This window comes from Micromonospora sp. NPDC007271, from assembly GCF_040634005.1.
Lineage (GTDB): Bacteria > Actinomycetota > Actinomycetes > Mycobacteriales > Micromonosporaceae > Micromonospora.
The window spans coordinates 1-17,877 of record NZ_JBEYER010000002.1 but is presented as its reverse complement, the minus strand read 5'-3'; the positions used below and the strand labels follow the sequence as shown (position 1 = coordinate 17,877).

General features: G+C 70.0%; 17 protein-coding genes. 12 read left to right on the top strand and 5 right to left on the bottom strand.

Annotation, left to right across the window (positions count from 1 at the left end; genetic code table 11):
• Positions 1-79 precede the first annotated feature (79 nt).
• Together ABZ570_RS01015 and ABZ570_RS01010 are read left to right on the top strand one after the other, a co-directional pair.
• The gene (locus tag ABZ570_RS01015) at positions 80-1,366 is read left to right on the top strand and encodes a GTP-binding protein (RefSeq protein WP_358055356.1); all 1,287 of its coding nucleotides are present in this window, start codon (positions 80-82) and stop codon (positions 1,364-1,366) included.
• Positions 1,363-1,626, top strand: a complete 264-nt coding sequence (locus tag ABZ570_RS01010; protein WP_358055354.1) for a type B 50S ribosomal protein L31 — start codon at positions 1,363-1,365, stop codon at positions 1,624-1,626. Before ABZ570_RS01015 ends, ABZ570_RS01010 begins: the two co-directional genes overlap by 4 nt.
• Before the next feature lie 481 nt (positions 1,627-2,107).
• Here the strand turns inward: ABZ570_RS01010 and ABZ570_RS01005 are convergent, their stop codons facing one another.
• Both ABZ570_RS01005 and rpmF read right to left on the bottom strand, forming a co-directional pair.
• Entirely contained in the window at positions 2,108-3,346 is a 1,239-nt protein-coding gene (locus ABZ570_RS01005; RefSeq protein ID WP_358055352.1) for a GTP-binding protein, read from the bottom strand.
• Positions 3,343-3,522: a 50S ribosomal protein L32 gene (gene rpmF, locus ABZ570_RS01000; RefSeq protein WP_358055349.1), complete on the bottom strand. Its 180-nt coding sequence runs from the start codon at positions 3,520-3,522 to the stop codon at positions 3,343-3,345. Before rpmF ends, ABZ570_RS01005 begins: the two co-directional genes overlap by 4 nt.
• A gap of 455 nt (positions 3,523-3,977) precedes the next feature.
• Between rpmF and ABZ570_RS00995 the strand changes: the two genes are divergently transcribed.
• From ABZ570_RS00995 to ABZ570_RS00970, 6 genes are all read left to right on the top strand, one after another.
• Positions 3,978-5,174: a DUF916 domain-containing protein gene (locus ABZ570_RS00995; protein ID WP_358055347.1), complete on the top strand. Its 1,197-nt coding sequence runs from the start codon at positions 3,978-3,980 to the stop codon at positions 5,172-5,174.
• Positions 5,175-5,247: 73 nt separating this feature from the next.
• Complete coding sequence (locus ABZ570_RS00990; RefSeq protein ID WP_358055345.1) at positions 5,248-6,825, top strand: TIGR03773 family transporter-associated surface protein; 1,578 nt, start codon at positions 5,248-5,250, stop codon at positions 6,823-6,825.
• A 92-nt stretch (positions 6,826-6,917) separates the two neighbouring features.
• On the top strand, positions 6,918-8,477 hold the full coding sequence (locus ABZ570_RS00985; RefSeq protein WP_358055343.1) for an anchored repeat ABC transporter, substrate-binding protein: 1,560 nt from the start codon (positions 6,918-6,920) through the stop codon (positions 8,475-8,477).
• Between the two features lie 77 nt (positions 8,478-8,554).
• Positions 8,555-9,460 carry a choice-of-anchor M domain-containing protein gene (locus ABZ570_RS00980; protein ID WP_358055697.1) on the top strand — a complete coding sequence of 302 codons (906 nt, stop codon included), beginning with the start codon at positions 8,555-8,557 and terminating at the stop codon, positions 9,458-9,460.
• Complete coding sequence (locus ABZ570_RS00975) at positions 9,457-10,200, top strand: anchored repeat-type ABC transporter ATP-binding subunit (RefSeq protein ID WP_358055341.1); 744 nt, start codon at positions 9,457-9,459, stop codon at positions 10,198-10,200. The genes ABZ570_RS00980 and ABZ570_RS00975 overlap by 4 nt, the downstream gene beginning before the upstream one ends.
• Positions 10,200-11,132 (top strand): anchored repeat-type ABC transporter permease subunit, encoded by a 933-nt coding sequence (locus ABZ570_RS00970; protein ID WP_358055338.1) that lies wholly within the window; start codon positions 10,200-10,202, stop codon positions 11,130-11,132. Before ABZ570_RS00975 ends, ABZ570_RS00970 begins: the two co-directional genes overlap by 1 nt.
• A gap of 108 nt (positions 11,133-11,240) precedes the next feature.
• Here the strand turns inward: ABZ570_RS00970 and ABZ570_RS00965 are convergent, their stop codons facing one another.
• Positions 11,241-12,371: an MFS transporter gene (locus ABZ570_RS00965; protein ID WP_358055335.1), complete on the bottom strand. Its 1,131-nt coding sequence runs from the start codon at positions 12,369-12,371 to the stop codon at positions 11,241-11,243.
• A 111-nt stretch (positions 12,372-12,482) separates the two neighbouring features.
• Positions 12,483-13,568, bottom strand: coding sequence for an NAD(P)/FAD-dependent oxidoreductase (locus ABZ570_RS00960; protein ID WP_358055333.1), 1,086 nt, complete (start codon positions 13,566-13,568; stop codon positions 12,483-12,485).
• Positions 13,569-13,571: 3 nt separating this feature from the next.
• Between ABZ570_RS00960 and ABZ570_RS00955 the strand changes: the two genes are divergently transcribed.
• Positions 13,572-14,150, top strand: coding sequence for an XRE family transcriptional regulator (locus tag ABZ570_RS00955; RefSeq protein WP_358055331.1), 579 nt, complete (start codon positions 13,572-13,574; stop codon positions 14,148-14,150).
• Positions 14,151-14,340: 190 nt separating this feature from the next.
• On the opposite strand, the gene ABZ570_RS00950 is transcribed toward ABZ570_RS00955, so the two are convergent.
• On the bottom strand, positions 14,341-15,801 hold the full coding sequence (locus ABZ570_RS00950) for a choice-of-anchor M domain-containing protein (protein ID WP_358055329.1): 1,461 nt from the start codon (positions 15,799-15,801) through the stop codon (positions 14,341-14,343).
• Positions 15,802-16,051: 250 nt separating this feature from the next.
• On the opposite strand from ABZ570_RS00950, the gene ABZ570_RS00945 reads away from it, so the two are divergent.
• The 3 genes from ABZ570_RS00945 to ABZ570_RS00935 all read left to right on the top strand — a co-directional run.
• Positions 16,052-16,705: a choice-of-anchor M domain-containing protein gene (locus tag ABZ570_RS00945; protein WP_358055327.1), complete on the top strand. Its 654-nt coding sequence runs from the start codon at positions 16,052-16,054 to the stop codon at positions 16,703-16,705.
• A gap of 47 nt (positions 16,706-16,752) precedes the next feature.
• The gene (locus ABZ570_RS00940) at positions 16,753-17,400 is read left to right on the top strand and encodes a choice-of-anchor M domain-containing protein (protein ID WP_358055324.1); all 648 of its coding nucleotides are present in this window, start codon (positions 16,753-16,755) and stop codon (positions 17,398-17,400) included.
• A gap of 324 nt (positions 17,401-17,724) precedes the next feature.
• On the top strand, positions 17,725-17,877 hold a 153-nt coding region (locus ABZ570_RS00935), incomplete at its 3' end, for an acyl carrier protein (protein WP_358055695.1).

The window sequence follows — 17,877 nt, the reverse complement described above, 5'->3', positions numbered from 1 at the left end:
GCAAGACCTCGCCCCCCCACTCGCCGTCGACCATGTGCCTATAATGACAATCGTTTTCAACTAAGTCGAGAGGACTGTGATGTCGACGTCCCCGCTCGCACCGGCCAACGCCGGAGTTCCGGCGTCCTACGCCCGACCGTCGTTGACCGTGCTCAGTGGCTTCTGGCCGTCCGCCACCTACGCCATAGCCCGCAGCCTGCTCGCGGCGGACCCGTCGTTGCTGCTGATCCGGCACGACCTCGCCGGCCTCGGCACCGGCACCGTCCATCGCATCGTGCGCGACCGCGAGGGAATACTCGAGGACGAGCGCGTCGCCCTCGCACACGGCTGCGTCTCCTGCACCCTCCGCGAGGACGTCTTGCCGGCCCTCGCCCGGCTGGCGCGCGCCCACCCGCACCGCGATCTGGTGCTGATGCTGCCGGAGGTGGTCGAACCGGAAGCCGTCGCCGCCGTCTGCGCGCACTGCCTGGTCGACGGCGCGCCGATCACCGACCTCCTACACGTCGACTCGTACGTCACCGTCGTCGACGCCGAGCACCTGCTCGACGGGCTGGCCAGCACCGACGACCTCAAGACCCTCGGCATCCACGCCGCCGACAACGACGACCGCGGGCTCGCCGACGTCATCGTCCGCCAGCTCGAGTACGCCGACACCCTTGTCCTGTGGGGACAATCCGGGGAGGGCCCCTACGACACCAGCCAGCTGTCGGTGCTGCTGGAACGCATGGCGCCATGGGCGACCCACGTGCGGGTCGACGGTGATGTCATCGACGCCGCCGCGCTGACCCGCCAACTGCGCGGCACCCGCCGGCACCGCCCCGAGATCCCTGGCGTCCTGACCCGGGGCCTGGAGGGCTACCTCCTGGGCGCGCACGAGCCGCACCCCGACTGCGGGGTGGTCTCCGTGGTCTTCCGCGCCCGCCGACCATTCCACCCCCGACGGCTGCACGACGTCCTCGAGGACGTCAACGCCGAGGTCATCCGCTCCCGAGGACACATGTGGCTCGCTAGCCAGCCCGAGGCGGTGATCGCCTGGGACTTCGCCGGCGGCGGCCTCAGCCTCGGCGCCCTCGGCCGCTGGCTGGCCGCCCTCCCCGACCCGCACTGGGACGAGGCATCCGACCACCGCCGGCTGGCCGCCGCCCTCGACTGGGACCCCTACTACGGCGACCGGCACCAGCACCTCGTCTTCATCGGCCTCGACCTCGACCCCGCCGGCCTGCACCGCACCCTCACCAGCTGCCTGCTCACCGACGCCGAACTCGCCGACGGCGAGGACACCTGGCGCGGCTACGACGACCCCTTCACCGGCTGCTTCCCGCTCGCCGACCTCGCCCCAACCGACACCGAAGGAGACACCGCATGAAGCCCAACATCCACCCCAGCTACAAGCCCGTCGTCTACCGCGACCGCGCCGCCGACTTCGCCTTCCTCACCCGCTCCACCGCCACCAGCGACCAGACGATCGAGTGGACCGACGGCAACACCTACCCCGTCATCGACGTGCAGATCTCCTCCGCCAGCCACCCCTTCTGGACCGGCAAGCAACGCCTGCTCGACACCGAGGGCCGGGTGGAGAAGTTCCGCGCCAAGTACGCCCGCCGCGGTCCGCAGCAGTCGCGATGAGCACAGCGCGCACCGACTGGGCAGGGCACGCGCCCCGCCTCGTCGGTGCCGCCGCAGACGACCGGGCCTGGTACCGGGCCGCCGCCCGCAAGCTGGTCGCACCTGGCGACCGGCTCGCGGGCGGCACCGGCTACCGAACCGGAACACGACCTCGCCGTGGCCCGACACCTGGCCTACGGCCGAGGCCCGACGGGCAGCTCGCCCTGGTCGAAGGCAGCTCCTCCGCCCGTCATCGACCCTGAGACGTCGGACCCCGCCTGGAGTTGCGCCTGCACGCCCCGAGAGACGCAGTGGTGCTCATGGTCGGGTCGGCGGCCACCAGGGCATGGTCAGGGCCGGCTGCACCGGCGCGGCGGCCGGTGCAGCCGGCATGGCGTCGCCGACGAGAAAAGAGCCCGGTCGCAGCAGCTGTCGGCCGCCGGCCATCTGCGGCGCTGGTTGGGCCACCGGGCCTCGTCGGTGGTGGGCGTGGTCGGCATCGTCAAGCCGGAATCGGGACCGGTTCCGCGAGGTCGTGGTCGTGCAGGTCGCCGAGATCCCATTCGGGGAACGGGTCGGGCAGGTCCCGCCAGGCGCCCTCCCCCGCCGTGATCTCCCGGTCGGTCAGCAGGCAGGCAGCCAGTGCGGCCCGCAGGCCGTCGCCGTCCAGGCCCACCCCGATGAGCACCAGTTCCTGCTGCCGATCGCCGAAGACCGGGTGCCAGCGGGACTCCAGCTCGGTCCGCTCGTCAGGGTCGTCCGGCCATTCCCCGGACACCGCGACCGGTACGCCGACCGGGTCACACCGTCCCGACGGGCCCGCCTGGGACCACAGGGCCTGCACGTCCGGGCGGCTGGCCAGCCACAGGAACCCCTTGGAGCGCACCACGCCGAAGGCGTCCAGGCCACCGGTCAGCAGGTCCCACAGCCGCTGTGGGTGGAACGGCCGGTGGTCGCGGAACACGATGCTGGAGATGCCGTACTCCTCGGTCTCCGGCACATGCTCGCCGTTGAGCTCCGCCACCCAGCCGGGCGCGGTTTCCGCGCGGTCGAGGTCGAACCGGCCCGTGTTCAGGATCTCCGCCGGCGGTACCCGGCCGTGCGTCGCCCGGACCTGGCGGGCGGCCGGGTTGAGGCGGGTCAGCAGCGCCTCCACCACCGCGAGGTCGTCCGGGTCGACCAGGTCGGTCTTGTTGACCACGAGTACGTCGGCGAACTCGATCTGGTCGACCAGCAGGTCGGAGATGCTGCGGTCGTCCCCCTCGTACGCGGCCAGCCCGCGCTGTTCGAGGGTCTCTCCCGCCTCGATGCGGGCCAGCAGCCCGGCGGTGTCCACCACGGTGACGGTGGTGTCCAGCCGGGCGAGGTCGTCGAGTACCTGCCCGTCCTCGACGCCGAAGGCGAACGTGGCGGCCACCGGCATCGGTTCGGAGATGCCGCTGGACTCGATGAGCAGGTAGTCGAACCGGCCCTGCCGGGCCAGCCGCGCGATCTCGTCGAGCAGGTCGTCGCGCAGGGTGCAGCAGATGCAGCCGTTGGTCAGCTCCACCAGCCGCTCCTCGGTCCGCGACAGCGATCCACCGTCCCGGACGAGCGAGGCGTCGATGTTGATCTCACTCATGTCGTTGACGATGACCGCGACCCGGAGCCCGTCCCGGTTGGCCAGGACGTGGTTGAGCAGGCTGGTCTTGCCGGCTCCGAGGAAGCCGGAGAGCACGGTCACCGGCAGGCGCCAGGTCACGGCTGGTCCACCACCTGGCGTCCCTTGTAGAGCCCGCAATGCGCGCAGGCCCGGTGCGGTACCACCATTTCCTTGCGGGGGCAGGGGCATGGGGTCAACTGCGGCACCTGCGCCTTCCACTGGGCCCGGCGGTGCCGGGTGTTCGACCGCGACATCTTTCGCTTCGGTACGGCCATGAGGGGTCTCCTTCACGTGTCGAGCGTTGAACAGGCACCGTAGATGATAATGGTTTTCGTTTGCCTCCTCTGCGGCGGGTCGGAGCGCCAGGGAGCACCTGCACGTCTTCGACGGGCCAGCGCGGGTCGCGCGGCACGAGACGACGCAGGCCGCGGACTCGTGCGGCCACTGGAGGCGCCTGCCCCGATCGCCGACTGGCCGCCCGCTGGGAGCGCTGCGGCCCAGGCCCGTCAGACGATGGGCACGTTGACCGCCCGGCAACCATCCGGCGAACTCGCATCCCGCCAACTACTTGACAACGGTTTTCATTTACTGAGAGGCTGCGTCCCGGCGGGACGAGTTCATGAGCGTTGATGCCCCACGACCGGCTACGTGGCTCACGTAACTTTCGCCGCCATCACCGTTGGTCCACCCCGGCCACGTTCTCGACCTGAAACGGACTGCTGCCTCTGCTATGCGTTCGCTCATCGGTGTTTCCGCCGTCGTCCTGCTCGGCATCGCCCCGCCGATAGCCGTACCGGGACCGGTGCCCACGCCGCCACCCGCTGGCGGCTCTCCTGCTGCCGTGGCACCGGCGGCCGTGACGTGGGGGGTGAGCCCGTCGAGCCCGAAGGGGCCCAACGGGCGTGCCGCATTCGCCTACAAGCTTGATCCCGGTGCCAGGTTGACTGACTACGTCGCCGTCACGAACCACTCCGCGCGGCCGATTACCCTGAGTGTCTACGCCAGTGATGCGGTCACCACTCCGCAGGGTGGCTTCGACTTGTTACCCGCGGCGCAGCGGCCGGTCGACGTGGGTTCGTGGGTCAGCCTCACCGCCCGGAAGTTGACAATCCCGTCGAGCTCCCGGGTAGACGTGCCGTTCACCGTGAACGTGCCGGCCAACGCCATCCCGGGTGATCACGTGGGCGGTATCGTGGCCTCGCTCACGGCCACGACAACCGACGCCCAGGGCAACCATGTGGCGGTCGACCACCGGGTCGGTACCCGCATCTACCTGCGAGTCACCGGCGAACTCCGGCCGGCGCTGACCCTGCAAGACGTGCGGGTACAGCACCACGGTTCACTCAACCCGTTCGGTGGCGGCGAGGTCACCGCTACGGCCACCGTTCGGAACACCGGCAACGTCCGGCTCGCCGGCACGCCGACCGTGCACGCCGCGGGACCGCTCGGCCTGAACGCCGGATCCGCGTCCGGCCGGACGCTGCCGGAGATCCTGCCCGGACACGCGGCACGGACCACCGTGCGGCTCTCCCAGGTCCCGCCCCTGTTCCGGCTCACCGCCACCGTCGCTGTCACACCGACAGCCGTTGCCGGGCAGACGCTCGACCCGCCCCCGGGCACCGCGTCCCATCAGGTCACCGTCTGGGCCGTGCCGTGGTCCCACCTGCTGATGCTGACCCTGTTCGCTGGTGCCGTCTGGGCGCTTTGGGCGGTCCGTCGACGGCGACGGCGCAAAGCGGCTCGCGACTTGGCGCAGGCCCTCGCCGCCGCTCGTGAGCAGGGCCGCGCCGAAGCCACGGCGACGACAGCAGCACGCCCCGAGGCACCTGCGGCCGACCTGACCGCTGATGCCTTGCCGGGCGGGATCGGGCGCAGGCCAGACGGCGTACCGGCGGCGCCCACGTCGACTCCGGAGGTCGAGGCGTGACCGGCCCGCGCCACGCGCGGGTCCACTTCGACAGACGACGGATCCAGTAGGGAGAATGATGAGAACGGCACGTATGCGTGTTGCGGTCGCGGGGTTCGCCCTGGCCGTACTGGTATTGCCCGCCGGCGCTGTACCGGCGGGCGCCGCCGCGGTGTCGGTCGACGCCGCCGGGGCGGACCTGGTGTCCCTGTCCATTGCCGACGGGGCGCTGTCGCTGCGCATCCGCGGCGCCGCGCAGGTGACCCGACAGTCGGTCGGGCACGACCCGGCCGACGTGACGCTGGGCCCGGACGGTGGAGTGGCCGTACGGGTACCGCAGAACACGGCTTTCGCGTTCCTCGGTAGCCCCGGCACGTCGATCTGGTCGCTCACCCCCGGGGACAGCGGTTTACCCATGCTCGACACCAGCGGGGTCAGGCGTGGCCTCGTTCGGGGAGACGCGGTGACGCTGTCACTGACAGCGGCCGAAGGCCCCGGAAACTTCACCGCCTACACCCTGTCCAGCCTGGGCGCGCCCCGCCCTCTGCTCGGGGCGGCCGCACGGGAGATCGCGTTGCCGGCCGCGACCCGCACTCCGGTGGTGTGGGCGTTCGACGCGGCCGGGGACTATCGGCTGACCCTCGCCGCGTCGGCGACGCTGTCCACTGGCCGGACCGTCACCACCGAGGCGACGTACCGGATCAATGTCCCGCCCATCCAGCCGGGACCGGCCGCACCGCTACCCCATCCGGCCGCTGTGGGCAAGACGCCCACTCCCCTGCCGGCGCGGGCCATGGCGGCCCCGAACGCCGCAGCGGCCGCGCCCACGGCCACGTCCTCGCCCTCACCTGCTACGGACGCGAACGCAGCCGCTGCCAGGTCGGCGGCCACCGCCGCTCGGCGAGTGATCTCCGATGGGCACGTCGACATGGGGCCGCAACTGTCCGGCGACGACTGGACGATCCGGGTCCGGGACGACACGGCCAGCCCACCGGTTTGGCGAGAACTGCCCGACGTGGTCCTGCACGTCGAGGACAACGCCAAGACCGCAGTGCCGGCCGGCGCGGACTTCCTCGGCACGCCGGGAGAGACGATCTGGTTGCTGCCGCAGGCGCAGCAGGCCGGAATCGTCTGGCCCGGCTGGAACACCCAGCACGAGTCGGTCGTCACCGGCACCCGGGGCAACGTGACCTGGACCCTCGCCGGCGTCGACGGTCCAGGGCGCTTCACGCTCTTCCTGACCGGATCGTTCGGCAACGCCAACGTCCTGTTCGACTCGGCCAAGAACCTTCCGCAGCGGCTGCCCATCCCGCCAAACACGCACGCCCACGGCAACTGGGCCTTCAGCAAGCCCGGCCTGTACCGCCTTGCGGTACAGATGAGCGCCACCACCACCGCCGGGAAGACGGTCACCGACAGCAAGACGCTGACCATCGCGGTGGGCGACAACATCAACCCGAACTCCGGCTTCGGCGGCGGATCCAGCACCGGCGGTGACGGCAAGCCCGGTAACGGCGATTCCGGCAGCACCGGCCGCCTGCCCCGTACCGGTGAGTCCTGGGTCATTCCAGTCTCCGCCGGTGCGCTCCTGCTCGTGTTGGTCGGCGCGCTGCTGCGAATCGCCGCCCGTCGCCGCCGCCCGGCGGCAGCTCCCGCCGGACCCACCGCCTAGTCATGCGGGAAAGGAGGACGCAGGTGTCCGCTGTCGGTCCCGCGGCTCCCCGCGCCTGTCCGCGACCGCCCGGCCCATGGCGACGGCTTCTGGTGTTGCCACTGCTCATCGGGGTGCTGGCCGGTTGCCGCGCCGAGGTCGCGTTGAGCGCGCACGACGAGCGGCTCCAGGTCATCACGACCACCGGAATCCTGCGCGACCTGACGAGCCGAGTCGGTGGCGATCGGGTCCGGGTCAGCTCGCTGGTGCCGGACAGGGCGGACCCGCACAGCTACGAACCGTCGCTCCGCGACGTCCGCAACGTCGTGTACGCCGACGTCGCGTTCAGCAACTACCTGCTGCTGGAGGAGCAGGCCGTCATCAAGGCACTGGACGCGAACCTGCGCAGCGGCGTGCCGAACATCTCGCTGGCCGAGGGAGCGGTGAAGTACGCGGCGGAGATCATCCCGCTGGTCGAGGACGCGTCGTTGGACACCATCTGGCTGGGCATGCGCGTGCGCGGCACCGGTACGGCGCTGGGCGCGAGCCGCTCCTCCGACGTGCTGCTCACCGCCACTGCGGTGGAGGGGCCGGGCAGCCTGGTCGCCTACCTGACGGAGTCGTTCGGCAATCCGTCGTTCTACGTCGACTCCGCCGACGGGTTCGACCCCGCCAACGGCTACCGGGATGACACCGCTCGCCTGCCGCCGGATGCGCACACCCACATGAGCTGGGCGTTCACCGAGCCCGGCATCTACCGACTGACAATGCGGGCACAACTCGCGATCACCCCGCAGGCGGCACCCGTCCCGCTCGGCGAGCAGACCTTCACCTTCGCCGTCGGAGTGGATCCGCACTCGGCACCAGGCATGTCGGACGCGCCCGTGCTGAACTCCGGACACGCCGACCTCACCGCGGACATCGACCAGAGGCGGCTGTACCTGTTCGCCGACCCGGAGGGCAGCGGCGAGGCCAGCCAGCAGGTGTACGACCCGGCCCGCACGGTGATCGAGGTGCCGAACAAGGCGCTGCTGGAGGTGCCCGGTGACCGCAGGTTCCGGTTCCTCGGGCGGCCCGGCACGCGGGTGTACCAGTTGCCGCAGGCCGTGCTCGGGAAGCACGTGCACGGGGAGATCGACCCGCACCTGTGGCAGAACGTACGCAACGTGATCTCGTACGTGGAGTTGATCCGGGACACGCTGGTCGGGGTGGACCCGCCGGGCGCGGCGACGTACCGGGCCAACGCCACCGCCTACATCGCCGAACTGGAGCGGCTGGACGGCTACGTCCGGGACACCATCGCTCAGATACCCCCGTCCCGGCGGCACCTGGTCACCACGCACGACGCGTTCGGTTACCTGGGCCAGGCGTACGGGGTTCAGATTTCCGGATTCGTCACCCCGAACCCGGCCACCGAGCCCAGCCTCGCCGACCGGCGCCGGCTCACCCAGACGATCCGCAACCTCAACATCCCCGCCGTGTTCCTGGAACCGAACCTGGCGGCCCGCTCCACCACCCTCGGCGAGGTGGCCCGGGAAGAGCGGCTGCGGATCTGCTCGATCTACGGCGACACCTTCGACGGCAACGTCACCAACTACGTGGACATGATGCGGTTCAACGCCCAGTCACTGCGCGATTGCCTGACCGGAGCGGCCCGAGGGAGGAACAAGTGACGGCACGACGGGGGCATTCACGCGCGGTGCGGACGGCGACGGCGATCAGCCGATGGTCGGTCACGACCCTGGTCGCGCTGGTGGCGACGCAGACGCCCGCGGTGGCCGGGCAGCCAGCGCCGAGCCCGGGTCAGTCGATCGCGGCGGACCAGCCCATCGCCACCGGCCGGGCCGTGCTCGACGCCGGGCACGTGGACATCGGACCCCGCTACGTCGACGGCCAGTGGACGCTGCTCATCCACGACGGCACCCAGCAGCAGCCGGTGTGGCGCAGCCCCGACGAGACCGTGCTACGCGTCTCCGACGCCGCGCTGCAGGCCGTTCCCGACGATCCCGCGTACGCCTTCCTCGGCATCGACGCGGGCAAGCGGGTCCATGTGGTGCCACAGGTGCAGAACCAGGACGTGGTCTGGATCGGCTGGAACACCCAGGATCCGCAGGTGATGCGGACGATCGACCGGGGTGCCACGCTGAGCCTGCTCGGCGTTCGCGGGCCGGGCAGGCTGACCACGTTCCTCCAGGCGGGCAACTTCGCGGCGCCGCAGGTGCTGTGGCGCTCCGCCGAACCCAAGGCCCAGCCGTTCTGGGTCGACGTCAACACCCACACCCACGCCAACTGGGTCTTCTCCACTCCCGGCGTCTACCTCGTCACCGTGCAGGTGTCAGCCGACCTGATCAGCGGCGAGAAGGTCTCCGCCATCCGGACGCTGCGCTTCGCGGTCGGCGACGCGACCAGCACCGACTCGGCCTTCACGGCAAACGCGGATCCCGGAACGACGCGGGCCGGCGACAGGGTGCCAGGAAAAACCCGAAACACCGCCGACGAACCCGGCGACGCATCGCCATTGCCGCTGGTCGCCGTGCTGGCCGCCGCCGCGGTTGTGCTCGCCGTCGGCCTGCTCCTGGTCCTGCTGCGCGGGCGTGGCGCGAAGCGCCGGGCGGAACGGGAGCGCAGCACGCCGCCGTCGGAGCGCCGGCCGTGAGAGCGCTGGACATCTCACACCTGGACGTGGACCTCGGCGGCCGGCCGGTACTGCGCGACGTGCAGCTGCACCTCGACCGCGGGGAACTGGTGGGCCTGCTCGGCCCCAACGGAGCCGGGAAGACCACCCTGCTACGCGCCATCCTGGCGCTGATCCGTACCAGGGGCGGCCGGGTGCTGGTAGAGGGCAAGCCGGCCCGGCCCGGACGCTCGGCGATCGGGTACGTCCCCCAGCGCCATGAGTTCACCTGGGACTTCCCCATCTCCGTCGAACAGACCGTGCTGAGCGGTCGAACGGGTCGGATCGGCCTGCTCCGCCGGCCCGGCGTAGCCGACTGGCGGGCGGTCGGCGACGCACTCGACCGCGTCCAGCTGTCCGAGCTGCGCGGCCGCCCGGTCGCCGAACTCTCCGGCGGGCAGCGCCAACGCGTCCTGGTCGCGCGGGCCCTCGCGCTCGCGCCGAGCATCCTGCTGCTCGACGAACCGTTCACCGGGCTGGACATGCCCACCCAGGAACTGCTGGGCGACCTGTTCGCCAGCCTCGCCCGGGAAGGCCATGCGGTGCTGATGACCACCCACGACCTGGTCGCGGCGATGGAAGCCTGCACCCGGCTGGTCCTGCTCAACGGCCAGGTCATCGCCGACGGACGACCCGAGGACCTGCAGGACGTCGAGGTGTGGATGCGCACCTTCGGCGTCAGTGAGACCTCCCCGCTCCTCAAACTCGTGAAGGCCGGCTAGTGTCCATCACCGACTTCCTCACCGACCTGCTCAACCCCGACCTCGCGTTCCTGCCCAAGGCCCTGGCGATCGCGGTCATGTCCAGCATCGTCTGCGGCGTGGTCGGCTGCTACGTCGTCCTGCGCGGAATGGCCTTCATCGGCGACGCCGTCGCACACGCCGTCTTCCCCGGCCTCGCCATCGCCTTCGTCCTGCAGGGCAGCCTGGTACTCGGCGGCGCCGTCGCCGGCATCGCCACCGCCCTGCTGATCGCGATCTTCTCCCAGAACCGGAGGGTCAAGGAAGACTCCCTGATCGGCGTCTTCCTGGTCGCCACGTTCGCCCTCGGCATCGTCATCATCTCGCAGGCGCCCGGATACTCCGGCTCGCTGCAACAGTTCCTGTTCGGCTCGATCACCGGCATCCCGGACCGCGACCTCTACCTGGTGGGAATCACCGGCCTGGTCATCCTCGGCCTGGTCCTCGCGCTGCACAAGGAGTTCGTCGCGGTCTGCCTGGACCGCGAGATGGCCCGCTCGATGGGCCTGCCCGTCTTCTGGCTCGACATCGTCCTCTACATCCTGGTGACCCTGGCCGTCGTGATCTCCCTACAGACCATCGGCAACATCCTCGTCCTGGCCCTACTGATCACCCCCGCCGCAGCCGCCCGCCTGCTCACCGACCGACTCGGCGTGATGATGCTGCTCGCCCCGGTGCTCGGCGGCACCTCCGCGCTCGTCGGGCTGTACCTGTCGTGGAGCTACGACACCCCGGTCGGCGGCACCATCGTCCTGGTCGCCACCGCCGTCTTCCTCGCCGCCTGGCTGCTCGCCCCACGCCACGGACTGCTCGCCAAGCACTGGCGTCGTACGGGAATCCAGCGGCCTTCCGGTGAGGCAGAACCAGCCACCGGCCGGGCCGCCGCAACCGGGCACATTTCGCCAATGCGCTGATCCGTCCCGAGCTGCTCATCTGGCTGGGCTCACGGCCTGCACGTGCCGCTTCGGCAAGCCATCCGTGTCGTCCGTCGAGCCACGTTCCAGCTGAACACGCTGATCGGGTCACGCTCGGCTGGGGTGTGGGTCGAGGGCGGCCGCCGCACGTTGCGTTGTGCGGGCCTGTCGTGCCCGGTCAAGGAGAATGAGGGGCACAGCAGGCACGGCGAGGGTGGCCCCGATCAAGCAGACCGAGGTGAGATCGGCCTCTTGGGTGAGTGCGGCGGCGGCGAGGACGGGAGTGATGCTGATGCCCAGTTGGAACGCCGACACGGTGGTCGCGCCGGCGAGGGTCGGCGCGTCGGCTGCGACAGTGAAGACGCGTCCGTAGATGGCGGGGTTCAGCACGAACGCGGCCATGCCGATCAGGAAAACCGTAGGTACCACCGCCCAGACCTGCCGGATCGCGACAAGCAGCACGACCGACAGGATCACGATCGCCGACGCGCCGGTGAGGAGCGCGAGGTGAGGGCGCTGGTCGGAGATGCGGCCGCCGATGGACAGACCGACGAACGCGCCGACCCCGAACAGGGCGAGGATCGCCGGGATCCAGACCTCGGGGATGGCGGTGATGTCGGCGAGCATGGCTGCGAGGTAGTTGAAAGTGATCATGTACGCCGCAGTGGTCAGGATCGTGATCGCGTATATGCCCCAGAGTCTCGGTTTCCGCATGGTGGCGAGTTCCCGCGACACACTCGGTCCGGTGGGCCGGTTGGCGTCGGCGGCGGGGAGTCCGAGGAGGCAACCGATGATTCCGGCGACCGTCAGGGCCACAACGGCCCAGAAGCCGCCGCGCCACTGAGTGAAGTGGCTGAGCAACGTGCCTGCGGGACCGCCAGCAACCATTGCCACGCTGAGCCCGCTGACCACGACTCCGGAGGCACGGGCGTTCCGGTCCGGCGTCACCAGGCTGATCGCCGTCACGGACGCGACAGCGAAGAAGCCCGCGTAGGCGATACCCGAAACCACCCTGGTCAGCAGCAAGACCTGGTAGTTGCCCAGCAGTCCGACGGCGATGCTGGCGGCGAAGAGACCCTGGGTTGCCACCAGTGCGGTGCGGCGAGGCCAGTGCAGACTGAGCACCGCAAATGGTGGCCCGCCGATCACGACACCCAGCGCGAAGGCGGTGATCAGGAACCCGGCTGAGGAAAGCGTGACGTCCAGATCGGCGGCCACCGCCGGCAGTACGCCGGCCAACAGGAACTCCCGCGCTTCCCATCGCGAACAGGCTGAAGCCGAGCAGGTACACGCCGGCAGGCAACCTGTGGGAGGGACTGTCCCCGGATGCCTCTGGGGTGGGGCCGGCCATCAGCTCGCACCTCCGACGTGAGGCTGGTCGCCCGAGACGGCGGCGGACAGCTCCCGTTCGAGCAGCCAGCCGGCCATGCTGATGCCGGCAGTCGAGCCCGCGCCCGCGGCGGCGACGACCTGGGCTCGCGGATTGACCACGTTCCCGGCTGCCCAGACCCCGGGGACATCCGTGGCGCCCTGCGAGTCGACGGCAACGAGTCCACTCACCGGGTCCTTGCCCGCGCCCAGCGTGGTCAGGATCGCGTCATGGGGCACTGGGCGAGGCGCCACGAAGATGGCCCCACACTCGACTGCCTCGCCGTTGTCGAGCTCAAGCACGACCGGGTCCCTACCGGCGGTGTCGGCACTGGTCACCCGCGTGACCCGCCCGTCGACCAGTCGCACGCCGTACGCAGTGAGGCGGTGCCGTTCGACGGCGCTGATCTCGGTGCCATTGACGCAGAACGTCACCGACGAGCTGTAGCGGCGCATCAGCGCGGCCAGATGTCTCGAGACCGCCTGCATCGTGGTGCCGATCACCGCGATGGTGCGCCCCCGCACTTCATAGCCGTGGCAGTGGGGGCAGTGGTGCACCTCGGATGCCCACCGCTCGGACAGCCCTGGGATGTCGGGTAGCTCGTCGGTCAGCCCGGTTGCGACCAGCACCGACCTGGCGCGCAAGGCACGGTCGTCGTCGAGCCGCAGCTCGAACGTGCCGTCCGACGCGCGGCGCGCGTCGACCACCGATGCCGGCATGAGCGTCCCGCCATAACGGCTCAGTTCGTCCCGCCCCGTCGCGACGAACTCTCTCGGCGCCATGCCGTCCCGGGTCAGGTATCCGTGCATGTGGTCGGCGGGCCCGTTGCGGGGCTCGCCGCCGTCAACGACCAGAGTCGTGAACTGTGCCCTCGAGAGCACGATTCCGGCCGACAAGCCTGCGGCGCCACCGCCGATGATGACGGTGTCCCACAGCGCCTTTGCCTCCGATCCGCCCGTGGAATGCGTTGTTGCGTCCATTCGGATCACCTCCACCGAGAGGATCGGCGGGCCCACCGGTTTCAGCAACCTCTGTTGCCGAAACCGGGACACGTTGGTTGACTGCATCCCATGGACGAGCAACCGAGCGTCGGTGCCGTGATCGAGCAGATCGCTCCTCGGCTGCGGCGCGCCCGCGAGAAGAGGGGCGTCAGCCTGGCCAACCTGGCGCGAGCCACGGGCATCTCGACCAGCACCCTGTCCCGACTGGAGTCCGGTCAGCGCAAGCCAAGCCTCGAGCTCCTCCTACCGATCACTGCAACGCTCGGCATCCCTCTCGACGAGATCGTCGCCGCGCCCCGGATAGTCGACCCTCGCGTGCCGCAGCACCCCACCAGGAAAGACGGCCGGCTGCTGATCCCGTTGTCGCGACATGAGGGAGAACCACGCGCGTACAAGATGATCATTCCCGCGCACGACGAACAGCCCCACCTGCGGACCCACGCGGGATACGAATGGCTCTACGTGCTCCGCGGACAACTCCGCGTAAAATTGGGCAACCACGACTTCACCATGGGAGCCGGTGAAGCAGCCGAATTCGACTGCCAGATTCCGCACTGGTTCGGCGCCGCCGGACGTGGCAGCGTCGAGGTGCTCAGCCTCTTCGGAAAGCAGGGCGAACGCATCCACCTCCGCACTCCACGACGTTGACGTAGGTGCAGGTGTCAGCCGTGAGCCGCGAGCCGGCTCGCACGAATCAGCCGATCAGGTGGACCGCCGTGACGACTGCTACGTGCATGGATCGGCGTTCCGTTTCTGGCGGGTGGAGGTCGAGAAGCACAGCTTGCGCCGTCTCGGCGGCTCGGCCGGAGGCCGCGGCCGCCGAGACGGCGCAACGGATCTAGATGGCGGTCAGGGTCAACGTCGCGGTGTACTGCCCCGCGCCGGTCTGGGTGGGTAGTTCCAGACTCAGCCCGGCACCGAGCCGGGCCGTGCCGCGCCCGGCACCGACCGGTGCGGAGCCGAGCACGCTGCTGGCGGCCAGACCGTTGCCGGAGCCGAAGCCGGGATCGACCACCGGGCCCGCCACGACACCTTGGCCGTCCGCCTGTCCCAGCACGGTGGGTGCCCAGCCGAGGTACTTGCCACCCACCCGGGTCGCCCCGGAGGTGAAGTCGCTCAACCGGCCGGCGACATTCCAGCCGGGCACGCCCGGTCGGGTGTCGGTCACCGTGACCGGACGCAGGTCACCGGTGCTCTGCCACCGGTCACCAGCGGAGGACAACACGGCCGCCGGCAGCGCCACCGTCCGATCGTTGGGGTCCACGCTGACGACCAACGCCCCCTGCGTACCGTCGATCGTGACCGTGACCGTTTGCGACGGCGCTGGTGCGCCGGCATCGTCGACGTTCAGGGTCACCGGTGCGCTCTCCGCCGCCACAACCCCAGCGTCGCGGTACAGCCGGACCAGGTACTGGCAGTTGTTCAGCTGGGCCGTGGCGGTGAACGAGTACCTTGCTGAGGTCTCACCCGGCACCGCGGTGAACTCCTCCGCACCCGGGCACTTGCTGAACCAGCGGTACCGGTTCAGGTCGCTGCCCGGGGTCTGGACCGCGGTCAGCGTCACCGCCGCGCCGGGCGGGTACGTCGGCTGCAGGCCCTGGATCGACAGCTGCACCTGCGGGTCGGGATCCGGCAGGTCACCCACCACGAACCGGTACGCCACCGGACCGGTGGACACCTGGCGCCCGTCGGTGAGCGTGGCGTCGGCGCGGAACGTCAACGTGTAGCTTCCCAGCGCCCCGAACACCCAGTTGGCGTGGGCGTGCGTGCCGGCCGGCACGTCGATCGCATCCGGCAGCCCGTCGTCGCTGCGGAACTTGATCAGCGGCTGCCCGACCGGGTCGGTCATGAACACCGAGACGCGGCCCGGTCCGGAGACGTCCACCAGGCTCAGGGTGACCTTCTCCCCCCGGAACACCCCGGACGGCAACCTGGTGGTGTTCCACCCCGGCCACAACAGGTTCGGATCCTGCGTCATCGGCAGCAGCCACACCGTCGAGCCCGCAGGCCCGAGAAACGCGTACTCCGGCAGCTCCGGCACCTCGACCGCGGCCTGCGGCAGGACCTGGAACACCACGTTCCCGGGGTCCCGGCTGACCGACGGCTGCACGGTGTCGTCGTGCACCTTCAACACCAGCCGGCCCTCCGCATAACGCACGTCGACCGCATCGACGTGGCCCGTGGACAGCACCACGCTCTCCTGGGCCGAAGCGGGGCCGGAGACCGCCACCAGGCCGCCGACGGTTGCGATGAGCGTACTAGCGGCGGCAGCGAGGCGCTTCAGTCTTCTCGCCCTCATTTCCCTCCCTCCAAGTTTAAAATGGAAACCGATGTCAGGTTCGCGGGGAAGCTAGCACGCCCCCATCGCCATGTCGAGACAGGTGGACCGGCGGTGTGCGACCGAGGCATTCCACAGAGGCCCCCACGACAGCGAGCCCCGTCGCACCACGCCGTCTCGCTAACCGGGCGACGCCATTGACAGTCACTTGAAAACGGTTATCGTTTCCAGACGTCTGCGACGCGGTGTCGCGGGCGTGAGGAGGAGTTGCATGCGAGCCAGGATGTCGACACTGACCGCCGTCACGGCGGCGATGACCGCCGGCGTGCTGGCCTGGGCCGCGCCCGCCCAGGCCAGCACCGTGGTGCTGTCCCAGGGGCACGTCGACGCGGTTGACGTCGCCTTCGAGAACGGCGCACTCGAGATCTCGGTCCACGACGAGACCGTCGACCCGGACGTGGAACGCGACCCGGCCGACGTGGTGTTCGTCGTCAAGCGGGAGGCGGCCATGACCGTGCCGGACGACCCGCGCTACGCGTTCCTCGGCGCTCCCGGCGCCACCGTCCACATCCTCCCCGAGGTCCAGGACGAGAACCTGCTGTGGCCCGGCCTGGCGACCGAGGAAGTGGAGGCGGGCGTCTTCGCCAGCGACAGCATCCAGGTCAGGGTCACCAGGGTCATGGGTCCGGACGGGTTCAGCGTGTTCACCACCGACCCGGTCGGCGCGCCGAACGTGCTCGTCGACAGCGAAGACGGCCTGCCCGACACGATCACCAGGCCGGTCGGCAGCCACCTGCACGCCAACTGGGCATTCGAGAAGGCCGGCACCTACCGCATCAAGATCGAAGCAACCGGAATCCTGGCCGCCACCGGCAACCGCGTGACCTCAGAACCGGCGTGGCTCACCTTCCAGGTCCAGCGCTGACCCGCAACCCCAGCCCGGCTTGCGGCCGGTAGAAGGGAGAAAAAATCATGAGGCTCACGAAGCGGCTGCTGGCGGTCACCGCCGCCGTCACCGCCACCGTCATCGGCCTGGCCGCCGCGCCGGCGTCCGCGGCCACCATCGAGGCCGGCCACCTCGACGTCCTCGACGTCGACTACACCAACGGGGCGCTCACCCTCGACATCAGGACGTACAGCCCCGCCAACGACGACCTGTCCCCGGCGGGCACGACCCTGCGGCTCCCGTCGAGCTCTGCCATCACGGTGCCCAGCGGATCCGCCTGGACCTGCCTCGGCACGGCCGGCTCCACCGTCTACGTCGCCCCGCAAGCCGAGAACACCAGCCTGCTGTGGGCCGGCTGGAACACCGAAGACGTGCCCGCCGACCAGGGACCGATCAAGATGGAACTGGTCAGCGTGTCCTCAGTCCCCGCCGGCGGCCGATTCACCCTCTACACCACCAACGCCTTCGGTACCCCCACCTACCGGCTCAACTCCAACACCGCCGCCGGCTGCCCGATTTCCACCTGGCCAGGGGGCATCAGCGCCGGCACGCACGCCCACGGCAACTGGGCATTCTCGGCACCGGGCACCTACACCCTGACGTTCAAGGCCACCACGCAGGGCGGCTCCGGAGTCGCCAGCCCCACCGTCAGCTACACCATCCAGGTCGGCTGACACCGGCAACCAATCCCGCGGCCCCCGACCGTCCATCAGGACCCGGTCGGGGGCCGTGGGCAACGTGACGTTCGACGAGGTCGACGGCGACCCTGTCCAACTGGTTCAGCGATGCCATGGCGATGCTGGCTCCGGCGCTCTACCTGCTCGACGGCGAGATCTCCTCCGGCTTGCTCCCGGCGCAGTACGGACTCGCCCGTCCACCTCATCTTCGAATCCAGCCGGGCAACCCACTCTCATCATCCCTTGCGGCCTCGCCAGTGCCGCTGCTGGAAATAGTTTTCGTTTTCGTGTTCTAATGAAGCCGCCCGGAGAGGGAGACGTATGACCGAGCCGTACCGGCCAGCCGAGTGCCTGGAGGCCGTAAGCGCCTGCCTGGCGGAGGTGCTCGATCTCGACCCGCTGCAGGTGCAGCCCGATGTGCTGCTCACCGAGCTGGGCCTGGAGTCGTTCACGGCTGTGCGGCTGCGGCGCCGG

Bases quoted from the DNA above. Each gene is read 5' to 3' on its own strand.
- ABZ570_RS01015 (WP_358055356.1), top strand. From the start codon at position 80: ATGTCGACGTCCCCGCTCGCACCGGCCAACGCCGGAGTTCCGGCGTCC.
- ABZ570_RS01010 (WP_358055354.1), top strand. From the start codon at position 1,363: ATGAAGCCCAACATCCACCCCAGCTACAAGCCCGTCGTCTACCGCGAC.
- rpmF (WP_358055349.1), bottom strand. From the start codon at position 3,522: ATGGCCGTACCGAAGCGAAAGATGTCGCGGTCGAACACCCGGCACCGC.
- ABZ570_RS00995 (WP_358055347.1), top strand. From the start codon at position 3,978: ATGCGTTCGCTCATCGGTGTTTCCGCCGTCGTCCTGCTCGGCATCGCC.
- ABZ570_RS00990 (WP_358055345.1), top strand. From the start codon at position 5,248: ATGCGTGTTGCGGTCGCGGGGTTCGCCCTGGCCGTACTGGTATTGCCC.
- ABZ570_RS00960 (WP_358055333.1), bottom strand. From the start codon at position 13,568: ATGCAGTCAACCAACGTGTCCCGGTTTCGGCAACAGAGGTTGCTGAAA.
- ABZ570_RS00955 (WP_358055331.1), top strand. From the start codon at position 13,572: ATGGACGAGCAACCGAGCGTCGGTGCCGTGATCGAGCAGATCGCTCCT.
- ABZ570_RS00950 (WP_358055329.1), bottom strand. From the start codon at position 15,801: ATGAGGGCGAGAAGACTGAAGCGCCTCGCTGCCGCCGCTAGTACGCTC.
- ABZ570_RS00945 (WP_358055327.1), top strand. From the start codon at position 16,052: ATGCGAGCCAGGATGTCGACACTGACCGCCGTCACGGCGGCGATGACC.
- ABZ570_RS00940 (WP_358055324.1), top strand. From the start codon at position 16,753: ATGAGGCTCACGAAGCGGCTGCTGGCGGTCACCGCCGCCGTCACCGCC.